The organism is Tenacibaculum haliotis, assembly GCF_025215075.1.
GTDB classification, from domain to species: domain Bacteria; phylum Bacteroidota; class Bacteroidia; order Flavobacteriales; family Flavobacteriaceae; genus Polaribacter; species Polaribacter haliotis_B.
On sequence record NZ_JAOBTH010000029.1, the window covers coordinates 436,517 to 458,158 of the forward strand.

Here is a 21,642-nt window from a genome sequence, read left to right on the forward strand (position 1 = left end):
CAGATTAAGTTTATTTTACCCTACTTTTAAATTAAAAAACATCATTTATTGTTTGCTGAATATTATTAAAAATAAAAACATCGCCTGTTGTTTTACCTAATAAAATACGTCCTATTGGAGACGAAACAGAAATTGCAAAATAAACGTCATTATTAACCATAAGTTTACCTGAGCTAATACTTAAAAAAAAAGACGCTTTACTTGTTTTAACTACACTTCCTAAATGTGCTACCTTAGAAACTTTATCAACATTTATTTTAGAAAGAATCTCTTTCATTTTTGTAATTCCGCTAAGTTGTTGCCCTGCTTTTTCCATTTCTAATTGCAACATTGCACGTCCTGTTTCATGCTTATCTCCTGCTGAACTTTTTGTTTCAGATTGTAATGCTTTTTGATTTGATGAAATAATTTCTTCAACTGTTTGCAGTCTTTTATTTACATATGTAACGCATTGTGCGTATAACTCTTCTTTTACCTTCATAATAAATCTGCTAATTCTTTTCCTACCAAACTACCAATAGCAATTCCCATACCGCCTAAACGAACTCCGCAAAAAACATTATTAGATAGTTGTTTTACAATTGCTTTTTTCTGACTTCCAACGCCCATAATTCCACTCCATCGATGTTCAATTTCAAAATTAGTGTTTGGTAAAATTGTCGTTTTTAAAATTTCTTCTAATTTATTTTGAATGATTGTTGTTTCTCCAAATTCTGAGGTTTCTTCGGCTTTAAAATCGAGATTTCTTCCGCCTCCAAACAAAATTCTATCATCAATATTTCTGAAGTAATAATAACCTTTATCTAAATGAAAAGTTCCTTTAATGTGAAGATTTTTTATAGGTTTTGTAATTAACACTTGTGCTCTTGCCGGTTGTACATTTTCATTGAGTAATTGGTTTGCAAATCCGTTTGTAGCAATACATAATTTATTGCTGGAAAAGCTAATTTGATTGGTTTGTATAGCTACTTTATTCCCAATTTCTTCAAAATTTTTAACGGTAATATTATTTAAAATTTTTATATCACTTTGCTGAATTACTTGAAGTAGCTTCGTTACCATTTTACCTGTATCAATTTGCCCTTCAAACTGATTGGTAATATAGTTTTGATGAATATTTTGAAACTCAAAAAAATTGTTATCAATCGTAAAAACATCCGAAGAAAAAAGTGGCTTTAGTAATTGGTTAATTTTATTTTTTTCAACTAAGCATTCTTCATAAAACGCTGAATCATTAAATAATTCATATCCTTTATTTTGTTGGAAATCAATATTTTTATCACCTAAATTTTTACGAAGTAATTGTAATCCATTCCAACGTTTTTCTACTAAATTAAAAACCTCTTCTTCACTATGTGTTTTTAAATCATCTATCAATTCAGATAAACTACCAAAACAAGCAAAACCTGCATTTTTACTACTTGCTCCTTGTGGCAACATCCCTTTTTCTAAAATTATAATTTTAGCTTTCGGATATTTTCTTCTTAAATTCAATGCACAATTTAAACCTACAATTCCACTACCAACAATGGTAAAATCTACATTTGTAAACCATTCCTTTAATTCCCAATAACTGTAATTCAACATCTTAATTTCTATATATATTTGTACCTTGGCACACTACTTGAATATTTAAATTTAAACAATAAAAAGTAATATTATGAAGTTATTCGGAATCTTAATTTTGGCACTAAGCTTTACACAGTGTGCAAGCATGAAACTAGAATCAAATCCTCCTTTTACGGTTAACACCGCATCTTACTCTCATATTACTGGTGGTTTACCTGGTAACAACACACTTAATTTAATGATTGAGTTTACAGAAAACCAATCTGTCGATTTTCAAAAAGTGTATTTTCAAAATAAAGTTATAACCGCTGTAATTGAACAAAAACAGGATAAAAATTACATTGCTGCTCGTTATAAAACCTCAACAGGTGAAGATAAAAAAGACTTAGTTTTAAATGGTGATCCTGTAAAAGAATATGGAAATACTACTAAAAATGAAGTAAAAATTCCTTTTGAACTAAAAGAAAATGAAGCCGTAGTTACTTATAAAGTAGATGAGAAAATTCATTATTATAAAATAAAAAATATTAAAAAAGAGAAAAGAGTTTTTATGCCCACAGCAAAACCTCAAAACTAACAAAAACCACCTCATAATGAGGTGGTTTTTTGTTTTTGGCACGTATTTTGAAATTGAGTAATCATAACCATAAAACCAATGCTTATGAAACGTATAAAATTACTCTTATTTACAATTATAGCAAGTATAGCTTTAACGTCTTGTGTGGTTCAGGATACAGATTTTTCTTTAAACGAATACATTTCAAGCTATGACTTATGGTATATTGATTATCACAGAACTACTGGTAGTGGCGATGTTTCGTTTTTATCAAAAGCTTTTACAGTTTCTTTTTTAAACGGAACCATGTATGCAAATAACAATATTGTTGATATTGGTAAAACTGGTAACGGGTTAGGAATTGCTGTAGGTGACTATGTTCCTCGTGGAACCGTGTTAGAAACTTATCATGATTTAGATGGTAATTATAATTTTGAAGTAGTGCAATTAGCAGATGATGAAATTAGAATTGATGATTTATCGCAAAATGTAAGTTATTATTTAATCGGATATCAAAGAAGCAATTTCAATTACGATAAGTTGTTTTACGACAACATCGAATATTTCTTACAAGAATATATAGGTTGGGAAAGAACAGCTACTTCTGGAGGTTCTCCAAATGTATTTGATGACGAACACTTTTTGCAATTTACACCAGAAAATGATGTAACTTTCTATTCATCACACGATGCTTTTGGCACAAATATTGATAATATTAGTTGGGATTATGTAGGTGGTTATGAAGTTGCTAATTATAACGGTATTAACAACTTAAAACTTTTAACACTTAATTATGATGGTGGAGATACTGAAAAATTTGAGTTAAGCGTTATAAATGATGAAAGGATACAATTATTTCACCTAAGTTCTGAAACAACGTACACTTTTTCTGGTAGAGGATTTGTACAATATTTAAAAAACGAAAATAAAAGTATTACAAAATCTTCTGTAAGGAATAACAGTAGAAAACGTACTAAAATACAACGTAAAACCGTTGATAGAAAATATTTAAAATAAAGTTTGGTTAGTTGATTTTTGGTTGGGGTAGTAGCCAACTAAAGGAAACCGCTCTAGAAATAGAGCGGTTTTTATGTTTTATAATATATGCTTAACATAAAATATTTTACCTTTATAAAAAAACAAAAAATGCAACAAACAGCCTTAATTACTGGAGCAACTTCAGGTATTGGTAAAGCAACCGCTCGTCTTTTTGCTAAAAATAATATCAACCTTATTATTTGTGGAAGACGTACTGAAAAACTACAAGAACTTCAACAAGAATTATCAACCTTAACAAAAGTACATACCTTACAATTTGATGTTCGTTATAAAGAACAAGTGCAACAAGCCATTGGTAATTTACCTGATGAATTTAAGCATATTGATATTTTGATTAATAATGCAGGAAATGCCCACGGGTTAAGTAGTATTCAAGACGGAAGTATTGATGATTGGGATGCCATGATTGATGGAAATGTAAAAGGTTTATTATATGTTTCAAAAGCAATAATTCCGCAAATGGTTGATAGAAACAACGGATTTATTCTTAATATCGGCTCTATTGCTGGTAAAGACGTATATCCTAACGGAAATGTATATTGTGCTTCTAAATTCGCTGTAAACGCTTTAAATAAAGGAATGCGTATTGATTTAAACAAACACAATATTAGAGTTTCTGCTATTCATCCAGGATTGGTAGAAACCGAGTTTTCAGATGTTCGTTTTAAAGGAGATACCGAAAGAGCAAAAACCGTATACCAAGGCTACAAAGCATTACAACCCGAAGATATTGCCGATATTATTTACTTTGTTATTAGCAGGCCTTACCATGTAAATATTGAAGATTTAGTGGTGTATCCTACCGCGCAAGCTACCGCATCAATTATAAATAAAAATGCATAAATTGTGATTAACAAACGTCTTTTAATTAAAAACCTTCTTTCTCATAACGATGAAAATAGTTTTTATGATAAAAAACAAAAATTATCCTTAAATTCAAAAGAAGGAAAAGCTAAATTTATAAAACATGTTTGTGCCTTATCTAACTCAAACCCTAGTAATAACTCATACATTGTTATTGGGGTTAAAGATGAAGAAAATAAGATTTTAGGAGTTGATTTTTATGATGATAGTAAAATTCAGAATTTAATAAACGCTTACTTAAACAATCCTCCAAAAATAGAATATGAAAATGTTCCTTTTCCACGTTTGCCGCGTCATAAAGTAATAGGTTTAGTAACTATTTATCCTAATAGTAAAATTACATCACTTTTAAAAAATATTTGGAAATACCGTAAAAACACTATTTTTTTTCGCAGAGGAAGTAACTCAATGCCTTCTGAAGGCAATTTTACCTTAAATGATGCAAATACTACTATTGTAGCTGCAATCGAAAAAAACGCTAGCAACAATATACAATTAACTCTCGATGGTGTTTTTGATTTTATCAACAATCACAAGCCTAAATATAATCCGCAATACAAAGTGTTTAACGAGCAGTTTGTATTGTGTTGGGCTGGAAAAAAGAAACTAATTAACCATGAAATATTTTATACTAGAGTAGATATTGAATTGATAAATGAACAAGTTCGTTTGTTTTTTTCTGCCTTAGATGATGTTCAGATTAGCTACAATGAACAATCGTTTATAATTACCGAATATATTGTTTTAGGAATCGATGGCGCTGAAAAACATTATCCGTTAGAAAAAACAATTATTCATTTTAAAGGTAATGGTAAACATGATATTATAACCGAATTTTTGTTTGAAGCTCCTCAATACGATAAAACTATTTTACATCATATTTATAACAATAACAATGCTATTATTACCAAAATTGAGAATAATAAACAGCTTTCGATAACTGAATCTGAAAACGTTTACAAACTACCTACCTCCTATTTAATATGCTATTTAAACGGGGTTTTAGACGCACCTCAACAGCTAAAAAAAATAAAAAATTATATTAAAAATTTAGAAGATAAAACTGCCTATATAAAATACAAAGAAGCAATGCGTGTGTTGCGTAAAGTGAAATATAATTAAAACCTCGTACGAATGGTTTTTAAACTAGCTTCAATGGTTTTTGTTGAAGCTTCTGAAACTCCATACAATACAGCATATCGTTTCCATTGATTGGTAACTTCTTTTATTTCATCTATAATTATCTTTGCTTTTTTTATTGATAATGCACTTGCCAACTCTAATAATTCTTTCTTTCCTGGATCTACATAATTTTTAGCACAAGATGTACTGTGATACCCTTGTGAAGAAGATGAAAAAGTTAAATCGTAAGCAGGTGCTAGTGACCATTCTCCTTCAGCATTCATTAAAAAAGCAAAATTTTTAGAATGATCGTCTCGATTATGTACTAAAATATTAAAAACAGCCCTACGGAACATTTGTTCAGCAGCTTGTGCGTTATTTGTTAACTTCTTTGCTTGGTAAATTAAATTCCCATAATCAAGGGTACTATGCTCGTAATCATCATGAAAAAGTCCTGCAGCTGACAACATATGAAGTTTATCATTTCCTATACGGTCAAATCGTTTGGTTCCAAAATAACTATTTCCAGAATTACTAGTAAACACTCTGCATTCAGACATTTCAATTCCTGAATCTAAGGCCATTTTATAATAAGCCAACTCTATATTGGCGATATCTTTCGAATCTACATCCGCAGCAAATTTAATAATCCAATGCTCATATTCTTCCGGAAGATTAGCCACAACACTAATGAGTGAATCTGTCTTCGGATTATATCCTGCATAAATTTTTGGCCGTGCTCCACCTGGGCTACCACCTCTTCCAAACATATCATCAATTATGGCACTACTCTCTCCACTAAGTACCTCAGAAATATTATCCTTTAGTTTGTCTAGATTAATTTCTACAGCTTCTTGCTCTAACGCTACACTTGGTCTGTACTGTAGTGCACCCATACTGTTCTTCCCTGCAAATGTTAAATGATCTAACGCATTAAGAGATTCAATAGCAACTCGATTTGTACTAAGGCGTTTCTTTATTAACAAATATCCCCAAGCATCTGGTAAAGAATCAGCAAACACACCAAAAAGACCATTAAATGGTTTTTCTTTGGTTGTTTGAGGAGTATCATTAAACATTAATTGATTAGGAGACAGGTTTTTTCCTACTTCTAAATAAGCATCACTATATTTAAATAATATATCTCTACCATCTAAAACAAGTTCACCAATAAGCTCTTCTTCTTTAGAAAACTGTATGTATACATTAAGTTTAGTTGTTGCCATAGTTAATAATTAAATAACTCTTTTTTCCGTTTCATATCACTTGGCAGTAATATTGATTCAAAATCTGTTAAACGTTTAAGAGTTTCACAAATTTTTAAAAGTGATTCTAGAGAAATGACACCTGTTGATTCAAATTTTCGAACACTAGCGTAAGATACTCCTGATCTTTCTGATAATTCCTTCTGAGACATTTTTTCTTGTTTCCTTAAAACTCTGGCTCTTTTTGATAAAAGAATCATTATTTCTTTAGGCGATTTTTCATCTCCATATCCCCACATATCGTACTCTTAGTTTAGAATACTAATATAACAATTATACTTTAAAAACTGCTACTATAATAGCTTTTTTAATGATATACAATAAATATTGCTGCTATAATAGCAATTAATTTAATTTTTGATGTAAAAAACAACACCTTTTGAGTGTTGTTTTTTTTATAACCGTTTGTGCAAAATAATTTCGTTTTATTACTCTTTACTCATTTCAAAAATTAGTTGTCCTCCGTTTATAATATCAGCATGAGAAAGTACATTGTCTGTTATTTTCTTACCGTTTATTGTTATACTTTTTACAAATACGTTTTCTTTACTTTGATTTTGAGCCGTAATTTTTAAGGTTTTTCCGTTTTCTAAATAAATAGTAGCTTCTTTAATATTTGGACTTCCAATTGCATAATTTGGAGAGCCTGGTGTAACAGGATAAAAACCTAAACTACTAAATATATACCAAGCACTCATTTGACCTGCATCGTCATTACCACACAAACCATCAACAGTATCTCCGTACATGGTATCCATAATCATACGAACTCTTTGCTGTGTTTTTTTAGGATGTCCGGTCCAATTATATAAATACGGAATGTGATGTCCTGGCTCGTTACCATGCACATAATTTCCTATAATTCCGTCGCGAGTAATATCTTCATGGTTTGCTATGTATTTATCAGCTATTTCTGTGGTAAATAATTCATCTAGTTGCTTACTAAATTTTTCTTTACCTCCCATCATTTCAATCATTTTATCAATGTTTTGCGGAACATACAATCCGTAATTCCATGCATTTCCTTCAATAAAACCTTGTCCGTGCGTATCCATTGGGTCAAAATTTTTTCTAAAAGTACCATCAGATAATTTAGGTCGCATAAATCCGATTGTTGGATCATAAACGTTTTTATAATATTCAGCTCTTGTTAAATACTCTTTTTCTACATCAGCTTTTCCAACTTTTTTTGCAATTTGAGCAATACACCAATCGTTGTAAGCATATTCTAATGTTTTTGATACTGATGAATGGCTTTTATCTTCTGGAACATATTTATAATCAATATAATCCCCAATACCATCAAAATAACGAACCGTGGCTGTGTTTGTTGATGCTTTAAGTGCATGATTTACATCAAAATCTCCTACGTTTTTTGCTAATGCATCTGCAATAACTGAAGTTGCATGATACCCAATCATACACCAATTTTCATTAGCATAATGACTCCAAATTGGTAACATATTATGTACACTCTGGTCGTGATGTGCTAACATCGATTTTATCATGTCGTTGTTTCGATTTGGTTGTGTTATGTTGTACAATGGGTGCAATGCTCTGTAAGTATCCCAAAGAGAAAATATGGTGTAATTCGTAAAACCATCAGAAGTATGTATATTTTGATCTAGTCCTCGGTATTTCCCATCAACATCTTCATACAAAATAGGTGATAAATTAGTGTGATATAAAGCCGTATAAAAAGTAGTTTTCTCTTTTTCAGAAATTGTTTCTACATCAATTTTACCTAACTCTTTATTCCATTTATCTTTAGTTTCTTGTTTCGTTTTATCAAAATTCCAATGCGGAATTTCTTCTTTTAAATTATTTAAAGCTCCATTGGTACTTACTGGTGATAAAGCAAATTTTACATTTATTTTTTCACCTTCTTCTGTATCAAAATTAAAATAAGCTCTTATATCTTTTCCTGCCATTTCAGGAAAATTTTCATTTTGTTTAAAACGTCTGTAAAATCCATCATACGTTTCTTTATTGTATTTTTTATGACCATAACTTTTAAATGGTTTAGAAAATTCCATCGCAAAAAACACTTTTTTGGTTCTTGCCCACCCTTTTGTTTGTCTGTAACCTGTTATTAAGCTATCATTTTCTACACGAATAAATGTCCATACATTTTTATTATCATGATGATAGATATTGTACACTAAATCTAAAATAACATGAGAATCGGTAGATTTAGGAAATGTATATTGATGAAAACCAACACGCTCGCTAGCTGTTAGTTCTGCTTTTATGTTGTAACTATCTAAATTAACTTTGTAGTAACCTGGAGATGCTTTTTCGGTATCATGTGAAAACGTTGAATAAAATCCTTTAGTACCTTCTTTTGTTTTTAATGGGTCTAATGTTAGTTTCCCTGTAGTTGGCATTACTAAAAAATCCCCTAAATCAGCATGTCCTGTTCCACTAAAATTAGTGTGAGCAAAACCTATAATTGTTGAATCTTTATGTTGATAACCCGCACAATATTCATATGTTTTACTATTGTAGCTACCGTTTTCATTAAACATAACCTCAAAATTAGTTTGAGGACTTAACTGTACCATTCCAAAAGGAGCAGTTGCTCCAGGAAAAACATGTCCCATTTTACTAGTTCCAATTAAAGGATTTACATGTTTTGTAAAATCTTTTTCATCTACTTGAGTTATTACATTTTCTTTTAACTCTTGTTTGCAACTTAGCACAAATAAACAGAGGCTAAAAATCATTAAAAATGATAAATATTTTTTCATATTATTACTAAAAATAGGTTTATAATGCTAATTACGCAAAATAAATTCTATAATTCACAATAAAAATATTAAAAAAGTAATAAATAATAATTTCAAACAATTTTAATCTAATTGTTTAAATTTAAACATCGTGCTTAAAGAGACCCTTTTTATAAACGTTAAAACTGTTTTAATAAATCAGCTAAAAAGTACTGCCTTAAAAAGTATCTTTGTGCTTTATTTATTATTTATGTCTATAAACACGCTTTTAGTAACACCTCCTTTTACACAATTAAATACTGCGTATCCTGCAACCGCATACATTAAAGGTTTTTTAGAATCTAAAGATGTAAAAGCAACGCAAATGGATTTAAGTATCGAGCTGTTTACTGCAGTGTTTACCAAAGAATTTATAGAGGCAATTTTTAAGCAAGCAGAAATGCTTGGTAATAGTGATTTTCCTTTAGTTGATAAACAAAAAGAAGAATACATAAATAAGGTAGATTCTGTGATGGATTATTTGCGCGTGCAAGAAGTTACAGCAGCGTATCAGATGGTACATAAAGATTATTTACCGCATGGACATAGGCGTATTAAACTAAATAAAGATTTAACTACCGAATTCGGAAAATTAGGAATTTTAGACAAAGCCAAACACATTGCAACACTCTTTGTAGAAGAATTAGGTGATTATATAAATGCCAATGTCGATGAGTTTTTTTCTTTTACACGCTATGCAGAACAACTAGGAAGATCTGCCTCTAGTTTCGATACTATTAACGAGTTTTTACAATATGAAACTTCCTTAATAGAAGATGAAATGTTGTATTTATTAGAAGAGAAACTACAAAAAAACAACTATGATTTAGTTTGTTTTACAGTACCTTTTCCTGGTAATTTATTTTCAGCTTTACGTTGTGCTCAGTTTATAAAAAGGCAATATCCCACCATTAAAATAGGTATGGGTGGTGGTTATTGTAACACCGAGTTAAGACGCTTATCTGACCCAAGAATTTTTGATTTTATCGATTTTATTACTTTGGATGATGGTGAAGGTCCGTTATTAAAAATCACAGAGTTTTTAGATGGTAAAATAAAAGAAGATGGTTTAGAAAGAACTTTTATCTGTAAAAATAACCAAGTTATTTATGCTGATAAAACACCAAACACCATTTTTCATCATAAAAACTTACCTGCGCCTAGTTATGTAGGACTTCCAACAAATAAGTATTTATCGTTTTTAGATGTTATGAATCCGATGCACAGAATGTGGTCTGATGGAAAATGGAATAAATTGACCATTTCTCACGGATGCTATTGGAAACAGTGTTCTTTTTGTGATGTTACGTTAGATTATATAGGGAATTATCAAAATACAACCGCTGATGATTTAGTGAATAAAATTGAAAAAATAATCTCAGAAACAGGTATTACAGGTTTTCATTTTGTTGATGAAGCTGCGCCGCCGAAAATGTTGAGAGCTCTAGCAAATAAGTTACTAGAAAGAAAGGTTTATATTACTTGGTGGACTAACATTCGATTCGAAAAAACATTTACGCCAGAATTGTGTGCTTTACTATCTAAATCGGGATGTATTGCCGTTACTGGTGGTTTAGAGGTTGCTTCAGATAGGTTATTGGCTAAAATGAAAAAAGGGGTAGATATTGGACAAGTTGCTAGAGTAACCAAAGCTTTTTCTGATGAAAACATCATGGTACATGCTTATTTAATGTTCGGTTTTCCTACCGAAACAGCGCAAGAAACCATTGATTCTTTAGAAGTTGTTCGTCAACTATTTCAAAATAATTGTATTCAGTCTGCTTTTTGGCACATGTTTGCTTGTACTAGTCATAGCCCGGTTGGTAAAAATCCGGATGAATTTAAAATTAATATTACTGGGCCAGAATTTAAAGGTTTTGCTGAAAATGATTTGTATCACGAAGATCCCACAGGTGCAGAACATCACCTATATAGCGAAGGATTAAATACCGCTTTAAATAATTATTTAAATTACAAAGGATTTGAAATTCCTTTACATAAATACTTCGATTTTAAAACACCAAAAACAACCCAAGAGACTAATTTGATTGCAGGTTTTTTAACTGCCTAAATTTAATATCAACTAATTTACACAAACTTAAATAACTGATTTTTAATTTAATAAAATTTTAAGAAGTAATCATAAATATTTGTTAAGCCTTTCTTTTTACTGAAACGTTTTTTTTTAATCGTCGTCTTTTTAGATATAAACCGAATCTTAAAAAACATAATATCATGAAAAAATTTGTATTTACAGTATTAGCAATCGCATTATCTTTTGGAACTGTTTCAGCTTCAGAAATAAACAAAACAACAGTAAAAACTACTACCGAATATTATAAAGTTAGTACTTTTTGTAAGTTAATTACAGCTGGTAATTACGAAGCTGTTAAAGCGATGATTGAAAACGGAACCAATATTAACAGAAAATCAACAGGCTTAACTCCGTTAATGTTTGCTGCTAGATATAACAAAGTAGCAATCGTTAAATTACTAATTAAAAAAGGCGCTAAACTAAAGACAAAATCCGATAAAGGAAATTTTACAGCTTTAGAATACGCTAAAATGTCTAAGGCACATGAATCTTATAAAATAATTGCTTCTGCCTTAGAAAAATAAAGTACCCCGAATTTTAAAAAAAGGCTTCACAAATTGTGAAGCCTTTTCAATATAATTAAATGTCGATTATCGACTTATAAATCAAACTTAATTCCTTGCGCTAAAGGCAATTCATCAGAATAATTTACAGTATTTGTTTGTCTTCTCATGTACACTTTCCATGCATCTGATCCAGACTCACGTCCACCACCAGTTTCTTTTTCACCACCAAAAGCACCACCAATTTCAGCACCAGAAGTACCAATATTTACGTTTGCAATACCACAATCAGAACCTGCATATGATAAGAACTTTTCAGCTTCTTTCATTTCATTCGTCATAATTGCTGATGATAATCCTTGTGCAACACCGTTTTGTTTTGCGATCGCATTTTCTACTTCTCCAGAATATTTCATTAAGTATAAAATCGGAGCAAAAGTTTCATGCTGAACAATTTCAAAATGATTCTCAGCTTCAATAATAGCTGGTTTTACGTAGCATCCGCTTTCGTAACCTTCACCTTCTAAAACTCCACCTTCAACTAATACTTTTCCACCTTCAGCTTTTGCTTTTTCAATTGCAGCTAAATACGTATTTACAGAATCGTGATCGATTAACGGCCCAATATGATTTTTTTCATCTAAAGGATTTCCAATAGTTAATTGCCCGTAAGCACCAACAATTGCATCTCTTACTTTATCGTAAACCGATTCGTGAATAATTAATCTTCTTGTTGAAGTACAACGTTGTCCACAAGTTCCAACAGCACCAAATACTGCACCAGGAACCACCACTTTTAAATCGGCAGTTGGTGTAATAATAATTGCGTTGTTTCCACCTAACTCTAATAAAGATTTTCCGAAACGTCCTGCAACAGTTGCACCAACAATTCTTCCCATTCTTGTAGATCCTGTAGCAGAAACTAAAGGAATACGAGTATCGGTAGTCATCATTTCACCAACTTTGTAATCTCCGTTAATGATAGAAGAAATTCCTTCTGGTAAATTATTTTCTTTTAAAACATCAGCAATAATGTTTTGACAAGCGATAGAACATAAAGGTGCTTTTTCAGAACCTTTCCAAACACATACATCACCACAAATCCATGCTAAAGCTGTATTCCAAGCCCAAACGGCAACAGGAAAATTAAATGCAGAAATAATACCAACAACACCAATTGGGTGCCATTGCTCTCTCATTACGTGTCCTGAGCGTTCAGAAGGAATTGTTTGTCCGTTTAACTGACGTGATAAACCAACAGCAAAATCACAGATGTCAATCATTTCTTGAACCTCACCGTAACCTTCTTGTAAAGATTTACCCATTTCGTAAGAAACTAATTTCCCTAATGGTTCTTTTAAATCTCTTAATTTATTACCAAACTGACGAACAATTTCTCCACGTTGTGGAGCAGGCATATCTCTAAAAGATAAAAATGCCGCTGTAGCAGTTTCCATTACTTTATCATAATCTTCTCTTGTAGTAGATTTTACTTTACCGATTAGTTTACCGTCAACTGGTGAGTAACTTTCAATAATTTCTCCGTTAGAAAAGTTATTAGAACCTGTAGAAGTTCCTTCGTTTATATCTTTTACTCCTAATTGAGCTAAAGCTTCTTTGATACCAAAATCTGCCATTTTATATTGTAATTTTAGTTGTTTAAAATTTAAAGATCAAAACTACGAATAATTTTATAAATTAATAAATTAAACAAAAACAATACTATTTGTTTAAAAGTAAACAAATATTTTTCGGATTATAGGATTGATAAAAATGATTTATTGATTAAAAACTATCAAAGATTAAAGTACTTTTGTTTAGCAATGCAAAACGAAATTTTTAACATACAAACATCAGAAGAATTTACGAAAGTAGCTTTACAGGTTTTTAAACATCAATTTAAAAACAATAAAGTATACCGTTCTTTTTGTGATTTATTATATGTACATCCTTCAGATGTTAAAACTATTAAACAAATTCCTTTTTTACCAATTCAGTTTTTTAAGAGTAAAAAAGTACTTTCTTCTTCGGATGAAATTCAAGAAACATTTTCTAGTTCTGGTACCACAGGTAGTATAACAAGTAAGCATTTAGTAACTGATTTATCGTGGTATGAAACTAGTTATTTAAAAGGCTTTAATCATTTTTATGGAAACATAGAAGATTATGTTGTTTTGGCGTTGTTACCAAATTATTTAGAACGTAAAGGATCTTCATTAGTTTATATGGTGGATGATTTAATTAAAAAATCGAAACAACCTGAAAGTGGATTTTATCTCGATAATTTAGATGAATTAACAAAAAAACTCATCAAATTAGATAAAAAAGGACAAAAAGTATTACTTATTGGCGTTTCTTTTGCTTTGTTAGATTTAATTGAAATGCATCAATTTAACCTTAAAAATACCATCGTTATGGAAACTGGTGGTATGAAAGGACGTAGAAAAGAATTGATAAGAAGTGAACTACATGCCATTTTAAGTAAAGGTTTTGGTATTGATAAAATTCACTCAGAATATGGGATGACCGAGTTGTTAAGTCAAGCATATTCTAAAGGTATTGGCGTTTTTAATTGTCCTCCTTGGATGCAAATTTTAATTCGAGATACCGAAGATGCTTTAACTATTTTACCGAAAGAAAAATCGGGCGGAATTAATATTATTGACCTCGCAAATTATAATTCTTGTTCATTTATTGCTACGCAAGATTTAGGAAAAGTACATCAAAATAACGAAGTAGAAATTATTGGTCGTTTTGATAATTCGGATATTAGAGGTTGTAATTTGATGGTTTTATAAACTTAATTACAATTCATCTTTAATATTTAACAGTTCAGTTATTCATTAATTGCGCTACTTTTATTTCCTATTACTTTTACATTATAAAATTTACCTATAATAGATATTTTCCCAAAAATGGGAATATTAGTTACAATAGGCTTCATAATGACATTAATTTCTGTGCTTTTATTTAAAAAGAATGTTTTGAAAATGATTTAATATACCGCTGTAATTTTCTAACTAATTTATCGACTACTGGTAAAACTAATTTTAATGAAACAATTAATTACAGTACTATTTATAGTAATTTCAACAGCAATTTTTTCTCAGCAGCTAGATTATAATACTAAAAATGGCTTTGTTGCTGAAGGTTATGATGTGGTATCTTATTTTGTAAATAAAAAACCTTTAGAAGGAAAAAAGAAGTTTCAAACTACTTATGATGGTGCTAAATTTAAGTTTTATTCAGAAAAAAACTTAGTCACTTTTAAAGAGAATCCGATAAAATATATTCCTCAATACGGCGGATATTGTGCTTATGCTATAGCTGTAAAAAATACTAAAATGTATATTGATGCCGAAGCTTATGAGATAAGAGATGGTAAACTATACCTGTTTTATAGTTCATGGATTTCAAGTAAACTTGATGATTGGAAAAGTGGAAACACAAAAGAACTTCAAGGTAAAGGAGATAAAAATTGGGTAGCATTAAAATATAAAAAGAAATAATAGATGAAAAATTTATATGCGTTGTTTTTACTTATTTCAACAATAAGTTTCGGGCAACAATACAATACTAAAAAAGGTACAATAGCTAACGGATATGATGTTGTTGCTTATTTTTCTAACCAAGCAATAAAGGGAAATAAAAAAAATACTACAAACTACGATGGAGTTACTTTTTTATTTTCTTCACACGAAAATTTAAAATTGTTTCAAAAAAATCCTAAAAAATACACTCCACAATACGGTGGCTACTGTGCTTACGCAATAGGAAAAACAAATAAAAGAGTAAGTATTGATCCTAAAACTTTTGAAATCAGAAATGATAAATTATACTTATTTTATAATTCATGGGGAACCAATACATTAAAACTTTGGCAAGAAGAAGGTGCTGAAAAACTAAAAAAACAAGCTGATACAAACTGGCTAAGTTTAAATCAGTAAATTATTTATTCGTTGTGGGGACAACTGTAAGGAGTTGAATTTATTCAGCTCTTTTTTTATGCAAAAATTACACCTTTTTATTCTTACTTTTGTTAGACAAAAACCTACCTATGAATAATTTCTCTTTTTTTAACCGAAAAAACATTCAAAAAGAATTACAAGAAACGGAATTTGATCTTTTAATTATTGGTGGCGGAATTACTGGTGCAGGAATCGCTTTAGATGCTGCATCACGTGGAATGAAAGTTGCCTTAATTGAAAAAAATGATTTTGCTTCAGGTACTTCAAGTAAATCCACAAAATTAATTCACGGAGGTTTACGTTACTTAAAACAATTCGATTTTTGGTTAGTAAAAGAAGTAGGTACCGAACGTGCAATTGTACATAAATTAGCACCTCATTTAGTCGTACCAGAAAAAATGATTTTACCTTTAATTGACGAAGGAACTTATGGTTCTTGGCTAACTTCTATCGGATTAAAAGTATACGATGTTTTAGCAGCCGTAGAAGGTGATGATAAGCGTAAAATGCTCGATAAACAAGAAGCGTTAGATAAAGAACCTTTATTGCCAGAAAACATTTTAAATGGTGCAGGTTATTATGCCGAATATCGTACCGATGATGCGCGCTTAACCATTGAAGTATTAAAAACCGCTAGCCAATACACTGCTCAAATACTTAATTACACAAAAGCCAACGAGTTTATTTATGAAAATAAACGTGTAGTGGGCGCAAAAGTTACCGACAATTTCACCAATGAAAGTTATGCTATAAAAGCAAAGTATGTAGTTAATGCTGCAGGACCTTGGGTAGATGAGTTACGACAAATTAACAACTCTAAAATTGGTAAAAGACTACATTTAACAAAAGGCGTTCATTTGGTTGTTGCACATGAAAAATTACCAGTAAAACAATCGGTATATTTTGATGTACCTGACGGACGAATGATGTTTGCAATACCGCGTGGTAAAGTAACTTATTTTGGTACTACTGATACCAATTTTCAGCAAGATAAAGACTCCGTAGAAACAACAATGGTAGATGCTTTATATTTAATTGAAGCGGTAAATAATATGTTTACCAACATAACTTTAACCTTAGATGATATTCAATCTTCATGGGCAGGCTTACGACCATTAATTCATGAAGAAGGAAAATCGGCTTCGGAATTATCTCGTAAAGATGAAATTTTTGTTTCTGATACAAAATTGATTTCAATTGCTGGTGGTAAACTAACAGGTTATCGTAAAATGGCTGAGCGTATTGTTGATATGGTTTCTAAAAAAATGAAACGTCGTTTTGAAACAGCCTTTGACACAATTCAAACAGAAGAAATTATATTAGCTGGTGGACCATTTCAAAATTATAAATCGGTAAATATATACATCAATCAAGTATATAAAAACTTAACAACTTACGGATTTACAAAAACGGATGCCGCCTATTTAGTACATAATTACGGAAAACAAACAGACATAATAATAGATAAGTTTGATGAAATCAAAGAAGAAAATATAGAATTACGTTTATTAAAAGCAGAAGTTTGGTTTACCATTCAACATGAAATGACTTGTACACCAACCGACTTTTTTATGCGTAGAACTGGCCGTTTATTTTTTGATAAACCAAGTGTTGACACCTATAAAAATGATATTATAAATGAGTTTGTTACTTACTTTAATTGGTCAGAAACAGCAACAGAAAAACAACGACAAGAACTAGAAGCTATGATTGATTTAACTGTAAATTTTAAATAATTTACAGCTAATAATATTATTGTATCTTTGCACCCCCTTATATATTTTTTTATATATAAAATATTTTTATCCCCTAAATTTCAGTAAGATGAAACTAAAAATTATCGTTGTATTATTCCTATTCGTAAGCTTAATTAGTAAAGCTCAATCAGTAAACATTATATCTGATACTGATTTTGATAATCTTAAAATAAATAGCGCCAAATTACTTGATTTAAAAAAAACTAAAGGAAATCAACCTAAAGTTGAAGCACTATTAGGCGCTGTAACTTCTTATAAAGTTGATGAAAACGAGTCTTATTATTATTTTGTTTTTAAAGGTGTTAAAATTGATTTTTCTACATTAGGAAAAAGCAAACCTTATATAGAATCTTTTGAAGTAAATGGTAGCGATACTACTTTAGCTATAAAAGACATAAGTATTACCATTGGAGACAATATTAGTAAACTAGGTGCTATTGTTTTTAGCGTTGGTAGAAATGGCGCTAAGAGTATTTTGTATTCAACTTGTGAGGACTGTGATAGTTTTATAAATATTGAGTTTGATCAAACATCAAATCTTATTACTAAGATTAGTTATATGGATATGTCTTAAAAAAGGATCTGTTATAAATAATAATTAATAAATCGTCTAAAAAAGTAATTTTAGACGATTTATTAATTTTGTTTAAAACTTATATTTTAATTCAACTAAAAATATACTAGGTAGCGTATAAACTTGATTAGAAATAAGTATATTATTATTAAAAGAGTTTCTTACAACTACTCCATTATTATAGATGTTTTTAAAATTTAAACCATAAGAAAATTTACTATTAGGTTTTGCGTACCCTAAATATAGATTTTGTAACGTATAATTTTGAGTTTTACTACTAAAATCATCTATAAAATGTGTAGAGAAGTCTGTTTTAAAAATAAAATTATTTAAAAATTTACTATCAAAATTTAAAGATAAGATGTTTTCTGTAGAACGAGAATTTTCATCAGAATTCACTTGATATGTAGAGTGTTCATACTTTAAATTCAGTTGTGTTTTTTTATTCAATTTTAATAACCATTTACTACTTAAATTGTATTCAAAAGAACTTATAGCACTTATTTCTTTATTAATTATTTGATTGGTTTTAAGCCAATCTAAACCCATCGAAAATTCTAAACTAGATTTACTAAACATAAATCCAAAATTTGTATTAAAACCTAAGCTCTCTTCAGGTAATTTAAGTACAATAGGGGTCTTTAATTGATTTATTCCACTTTGAATTATACTATTGTTTTTTACTGGGTTATTAATACTATAATCTACAGATGCATCTAAAAAATAGTCATCAATATTTTTATAATTACTATAATAAATACCAAAATTATGTGACCGTTCATCTATAAGGTATGGATTACCTTGTATAACAGAATTAAACCCTGTTACTTTTAAGTTTTCTAAATAACTTAAATCATTTAAGTATTTATTAGTAAATGTATAATCGAAATCGAAGTTTATATCATCATTTATTTTATAGTTAGCAGTAAATTTAGGCTCAACAAACAAATTAGTATTTTTAATTTGTGCACGTTTAAAATTATAATAATGTGGTTTAGCTTCTAGGGTAAGTTCAACTTTTCCTAACTGAGATTTTATTCCGAAACCAAAATTTAAATCAGAAAGTGTTAAAAAATTATTATTGCTAATTTCTGGGAAATTTATAATAGAATTATCAGTTAAAACTTGACTTAAATCACTTTTTATTTTTGATTCTTTATAATTAAACCCAATATTATAAAATAGATGATAAAATTTACTAGCTAACCAATAATCTTTTAAAATAATATTAACCCTTTGAGATGTTATCTTATTTTTTTGATTAATTCTATAATTTGTTGCTTCTGTTAATGGTAAATATTCTTCTAAAATGGGAGAATTACTAGACCAGTTTTCTGTAAATTTTGAGTTGCCAATACTATGATGAAAAGCCAATCCCATTGTATGCTTATCATTTACTTTTAAGTACCCTTCTAAATTCTGCGAAAAACTATCACTTTTACCACCTACATTTGTGAAAAACTGATTTGTGTTTTCTGAACTTGATACCGATGTTTTTGTATAATCAGAATTATTATTCAAGTAGTTAATATTATAAATCCATTTTTGAGAACTATTAGGGTTATAATCAAGTTTTAGATTCACTATTGCAGCACTGTTATCTGTATTCCCAAAATCATTTCTAATTTCTGTAATAGGTGTATCACCAAAATAGTGTCTTATTGATGCTGATTTATTTACAATATCATTATTTGAATAAATAGTATAACCAGAAATATTAAACGCATCATTAAATTCTTTTCGAAAATTTAAAGCAGAAAATCTTGTAACAGATGCGTATCTCTCTTTTTTATTTGATGTAAAATTTAACAAGCTATTAGATAAGTTACTTTTCTTAAACAAGTTGCTTGCACCACCAATTAATCGTGATAAATCACTAAAACTTAAACTACTATTATTAAAATTATTAATATCACCGATAAAACTAATATTCGATTTTGGATTGTACTTAAATAAAGCAGTGTGCAAACTATAAAACTCATCTAATCCAACACTAACACTTGCTTCTATGTCTCCGAAGGCAAAATCTTTTTTATTTTCTTTTAAAACTACGTTTAAAGCCAAATCTTCATTATCAGCTAAATCTCTTAATAATTCAGATTCCTTATAATCAGATATAATTTCAATTTTTTCCATAACATCAGCAGGGATGTTTTCAATAGCTAATTTAGTACTACCGTTAAAAAAAGGTTTTCCTTCAACCAATAGTTTTGTTACCGTTTTACCTTGTACTTTAATAACATTTTCGTCTATTTTTATTCCAGGCAACTTACTAAGAACATCTTTCATCTTAAATTCATTACCATTGGTAAATGCTTTTAAGTTATAGGTAATCGTATCTTTCTTTTTTTCAATTGGTTGGTAATTATAATCAATTATTACTTCATCTAAACTTTCATTTTTAGCGTTTAGCTTAATATTATAATCATTCTTATTTTCTAAAAAAAAAACTTCTTTTTTTATTGATGTATACCCAAGATGTGAAATGCTTAAATTGTAAGTAACACCTTTTTTTAATTGAAGTTTATAATAACCTTTAGCATCTGATATCGCATATTTTATTTTTTCTTGTTTAGCTTTAGCAATTAACGTAACATGTGTTAGCGGACTTTGTAAACTATCATCTGTTACAAAGCCACTAACAACTATATTCTTATTTTGCGCTAAAATTGAACAACTAAATACTATAAAGCTGTAAACTAATACTCTTTTTAAATTCATTATTTATAAGAAAAAAAGTTTATTTATTGCGTTCTAGCCAACGTTTTTCATCTTTTGCAGCCAATTCTTCAAACTTTTTTTCTGTAATAAGTTTCTTTTTCTTCAACCTTGGCATTTGGTTTTTCTTCGTATTATCATTATAAAACTCAATTTTTTTAACACCGTAAGTAGCACGTTCACCTTGTAATTCTATAATTAAACCAGGTAAGTTACCATACCCTACAGGCCCAAATTTATAAGGTAGTTGTGGCGTGTACCATGCTGTAAAACTACGTTTAAACACCTTGCCTTTGGAGTTGGTAGTAGTATGAAAGGTTGTAGCTTTAAAACACAAATATTCTCCAATTTGTTTAGTTTCATCATGCAGTTTCCATTTTTTATATGGGCGAGATACCAAAAATTTCCCAAAATCTTCTTGCAAGTTTTCCGTTATGTAATTATTAGGTAGTTGTTTAATTCGACCAAAATAACCTGAATGTATAATTGCTAAGCTAGCCGCACTATTATCAGAAAATATTTTTTTTTCTAAATAGAATATAGAAATAGAATCATTGAAAACTAATGAGAAGTCAAATTCAGAAGCTATTGTCTCTATTTTTTGAGCCATTTCAGGGAATGACTGCAATAACACTTTATGTTTTTTTAGATTTTTGTCTATGAACATCTTTATACCATAACTAACTTTAGCTTTAGCATATTGTTTTTTAGTTTGCGAAAAAACAGTAATATTTAGTAAACAAAGAATTAAAAATAGTTGTAATGTTTTGAAATTCATTTATAAATTATAAGTAAAGAGGTTGGATATAAAAAACAAACCAACC

The 21,642-nt window shown here is 29.5% G+C and carries 19 protein-coding genes; 11 read left to right on the forward strand and 8 right to left on the reverse strand.

The window, feature by feature from the left end; genetic code table 11:
- Positions 1-31: 31 nt before the first annotated feature.
- Both N2251_RS13740 and N2251_RS13745 read right to left on the reverse strand, forming a co-directional pair.
- Positions 32-481 (reverse strand): GreA/GreB family elongation factor, encoded by a 450-nt coding sequence (locus N2251_RS13740; protein WP_260587309.1) that lies wholly within the window; start codon positions 479-481, stop codon positions 32-34.
- Positions 478-1,584, reverse strand: coding sequence for an NAD(P)/FAD-dependent oxidoreductase (locus N2251_RS13745; protein ID WP_260587363.1), 1,107 nt, complete (start codon positions 1,582-1,584; stop codon positions 478-480). The genes N2251_RS13740 and N2251_RS13745 overlap by 4 nt, the downstream gene beginning before the upstream one ends.
- A 130-nt stretch (positions 1,585-1,714) precedes the next feature.
- Here N2251_RS13745 and N2251_RS13750 point away from each other — a divergent pair, with 130 nt between their 5' ends.
- The 4 genes from N2251_RS13750 (at position 1,715) to N2251_RS13765 (ending at position 5,170) form a co-directional block, all read left to right on the forward strand.
- Positions 1,715-2,146, forward strand: a complete 432-nt coding sequence (locus N2251_RS13750; protein WP_260587310.1) for a hypothetical protein — start codon at positions 1,715-1,717, stop codon at positions 2,144-2,146.
- 84 nt (positions 2,147-2,230) lie between these two features.
- Entirely contained in the window at positions 2,231-3,142 is a 912-nt protein-coding gene (locus tag N2251_RS13755; protein ID WP_260587311.1) for a hypothetical protein, read from the forward strand.
- A 129-nt stretch (positions 3,143-3,271) separates the two neighbouring features.
- Positions 3,272-4,027 (forward strand): SDR family NAD(P)-dependent oxidoreductase, encoded by a 756-nt coding sequence (locus N2251_RS13760; RefSeq protein ID WP_260587312.1) that lies wholly within the window; start codon positions 3,272-3,274, stop codon positions 4,025-4,027.
- 3 nt (positions 4,028-4,030) lie between these two features.
- Positions 4,031-5,170 carry an ATP-binding protein gene (locus N2251_RS13765; RefSeq protein ID WP_260587313.1) on the forward strand — a complete coding sequence of 380 codons (1,140 nt, stop codon included), beginning with the start codon at positions 4,031-4,033 and terminating at the stop codon, positions 5,168-5,170.
- Here N2251_RS13765 and N2251_RS13770 read toward each other — a convergent pair.
- From N2251_RS13770 to N2251_RS13780, 3 genes are all read right to left on the reverse strand, one after another.
- Positions 5,167-6,396 (reverse strand): type II toxin-antitoxin system HipA family toxin, encoded by a 1,230-nt coding sequence (locus tag N2251_RS13770; protein ID WP_260587314.1) that lies wholly within the window; start codon positions 6,394-6,396, stop codon positions 5,167-5,169. The two genes, N2251_RS13765 and N2251_RS13770, sit on opposite strands and share 4 nt — an antisense overlap.
- Positions 6,397-6,398: 2 nt before the next feature.
- On the reverse strand, positions 6,399-6,674 hold the full coding sequence (locus N2251_RS13775) for a helix-turn-helix domain-containing protein (RefSeq protein WP_260587315.1): 276 nt from the start codon (positions 6,672-6,674) through the stop codon (positions 6,399-6,401).
- A gap of 189 nt (positions 6,675-6,863) precedes the next feature.
- Positions 6,864-9,185, reverse strand: a complete 2,322-nt coding sequence (locus tag N2251_RS13780; protein WP_260587316.1) for a GH92 family glycosyl hydrolase — start codon at positions 9,183-9,185, stop codon at positions 6,864-6,866.
- 229 nt (positions 9,186-9,414) lie between these two features.
- Between N2251_RS13780 and N2251_RS13785 the strand changes: the two genes are divergently transcribed.
- Together N2251_RS13785 and N2251_RS13790 are read left to right on the forward strand one after the other, a co-directional pair.
- A complete protein-coding gene (locus N2251_RS13785; protein WP_260587317.1) occupies positions 9,415-11,274 on the forward strand; it encodes a B12-binding domain-containing radical SAM protein in 1,860 nt (619 codons plus the stop codon).
- 164 nt (positions 11,275-11,438) lie between these two features.
- Entirely contained in the window at positions 11,439-11,822 is a 384-nt protein-coding gene (locus N2251_RS13790) for an ankyrin repeat domain-containing protein (RefSeq protein WP_260587318.1), read from the forward strand.
- 74 nt (positions 11,823-11,896) lie between these two features.
- On the opposite strand, the gene amaB is transcribed toward N2251_RS13790, so the two are convergent.
- Positions 11,897-13,438, reverse strand: a complete 1,542-nt coding sequence (amaB, locus tag N2251_RS13795; protein WP_260587319.1) for an L-piperidine-6-carboxylate dehydrogenase — start codon at positions 13,436-13,438, stop codon at positions 11,897-11,899.
- 186 nt (positions 13,439-13,624) lie between these two features.
- Here amaB and N2251_RS13800 point away from each other — a divergent pair, with 186 nt between their 5' ends.
- The 5 genes from N2251_RS13800 (at position 13,625) to N2251_RS13820 (ending at position 18,100) form a co-directional block, all read left to right on the forward strand.
- Positions 13,625-14,599, forward strand: a complete 975-nt coding sequence (locus N2251_RS13800; RefSeq protein ID WP_260587320.1) for a LuxE/PaaK family acyltransferase — start codon at positions 13,625-13,627, stop codon at positions 14,597-14,599.
- 255 nt (positions 14,600-14,854) lie between these two features.
- The gene (locus tag N2251_RS13805) at positions 14,855-15,310 is read left to right on the forward strand and encodes a YHS domain-containing (seleno)protein (protein WP_260587321.1); all 456 of its coding nucleotides are present in this window, start codon (positions 14,855-14,857) and stop codon (positions 15,308-15,310) included.
- 3 nt (positions 15,311-15,313) lie between these two features.
- Positions 15,314-15,748, forward strand: coding sequence for a YHS domain-containing (seleno)protein (locus N2251_RS13810; protein WP_260587322.1), 435 nt, complete (start codon positions 15,314-15,316; stop codon positions 15,746-15,748).
- 110 nt (positions 15,749-15,858) lie between these two features.
- Positions 15,859-17,505 carry a glycerol-3-phosphate dehydrogenase/oxidase gene (locus N2251_RS13815; protein ID WP_260587323.1) on the forward strand — a complete coding sequence of 549 codons (1,647 nt, stop codon included), beginning with the start codon at positions 15,859-15,861 and terminating at the stop codon, positions 17,503-17,505.
- Between the two features lie 88 nt (positions 17,506-17,593).
- On the forward strand, positions 17,594-18,100 hold the full coding sequence (locus N2251_RS13820; protein ID WP_260587324.1) for a hypothetical protein: 507 nt from the start codon (positions 17,594-17,596) through the stop codon (positions 18,098-18,100).
- Positions 18,101-18,172: 72 nt separating this feature from the next.
- On the opposite strand, the gene N2251_RS13825 is transcribed toward N2251_RS13820, so the two are convergent.
- Both N2251_RS13825 and N2251_RS13830 read right to left on the reverse strand, forming a co-directional pair.
- Entirely contained in the window at positions 18,173-20,821 is a 2,649-nt protein-coding gene (locus N2251_RS13825; RefSeq protein ID WP_260587325.1) for a carboxypeptidase-like regulatory domain-containing protein, read from the reverse strand.
- A 19-nt stretch (positions 20,822-20,840) separates the two neighbouring features.
- Positions 20,841-21,596, reverse strand: coding sequence for a GLPGLI family protein (locus N2251_RS13830; RefSeq protein ID WP_260587327.1), 756 nt, complete (start codon positions 21,594-21,596; stop codon positions 20,841-20,843).
- Between the last annotated feature and the right edge of the window lie 46 nt (positions 21,597-21,642).

Coding starts and splice junctions, on each gene's coding strand:
- N2251_RS13740 (WP_260587309.1), bottom strand. CDS start 481: ATGAAGGTAAAAGAAGAGTTATACGCACAATGCGTTACATATGTAAAT.
- N2251_RS13750 (WP_260587310.1), top strand. CDS start 1,715: ATGAAACTAGAATCAAATCCTCCTTTTACGGTTAACACCGCATCTTAC.
- N2251_RS13755 (WP_260587311.1), top strand. CDS start 2,231: ATGAAACGTATAAAATTACTCTTATTTACAATTATAGCAAGTATAGCT.
- N2251_RS13760 (WP_260587312.1), top strand. CDS start 3,272: ATGCAACAAACAGCCTTAATTACTGGAGCAACTTCAGGTATTGGTAAA.
- N2251_RS13770 (WP_260587314.1), bottom strand. CDS start 6,396: ATGGCAACAACTAAACTTAATGTATACATACAGTTTTCTAAAGAAGAA.
- N2251_RS13775 (WP_260587315.1), bottom strand. CDS start 6,674: ATGTGGGGATATGGAGATGAAAAATCGCCTAAAGAAATAATGATTCTT.
- N2251_RS13780 (WP_260587316.1), bottom strand. CDS start 9,185: ATGAAAAAATATTTATCATTTTTAATGATTTTTAGCCTCTGTTTATTT.
- N2251_RS13785 (WP_260587317.1), top strand. CDS start 9,415: ATGTCTATAAACACGCTTTTAGTAACACCTCCTTTTACACAATTAAAT.
- N2251_RS13790 (WP_260587318.1), top strand. CDS start 11,439: ATGAAAAAATTTGTATTTACAGTATTAGCAATCGCATTATCTTTTGGA.
- amaB (WP_260587319.1), bottom strand. CDS start 13,438: ATGGCAGATTTTGGTATCAAAGAAGCTTTAGCTCAATTAGGAGTAAAA.
- N2251_RS13800 (WP_260587320.1), top strand. CDS start 13,625: ATGCAAAACGAAATTTTTAACATACAAACATCAGAAGAATTTACGAAA.
- N2251_RS13805 (WP_260587321.1), top strand. CDS start 14,855: ATGAAACAATTAATTACAGTACTATTTATAGTAATTTCAACAGCAATT.
- N2251_RS13810 (WP_260587322.1), top strand. CDS start 15,314: ATGAAAAATTTATATGCGTTGTTTTTACTTATTTCAACAATAAGTTTC.
- N2251_RS13815 (WP_260587323.1), top strand. CDS start 15,859: ATGAATAATTTCTCTTTTTTTAACCGAAAAAACATTCAAAAAGAATTA.
- N2251_RS13820 (WP_260587324.1), top strand. CDS start 17,594: ATGAAACTAAAAATTATCGTTGTATTATTCCTATTCGTAAGCTTAATT.
- N2251_RS13825 (WP_260587325.1), bottom strand. CDS start 20,821: ATGAATTTAAAAAGAGTATTAGTTTACAGCTTTATAGTATTTAGTTGT.
- N2251_RS13830 (WP_260587327.1), bottom strand. CDS start 21,596: ATGAATTTCAAAACATTACAACTATTTTTAATTCTTTGTTTACTAAAT.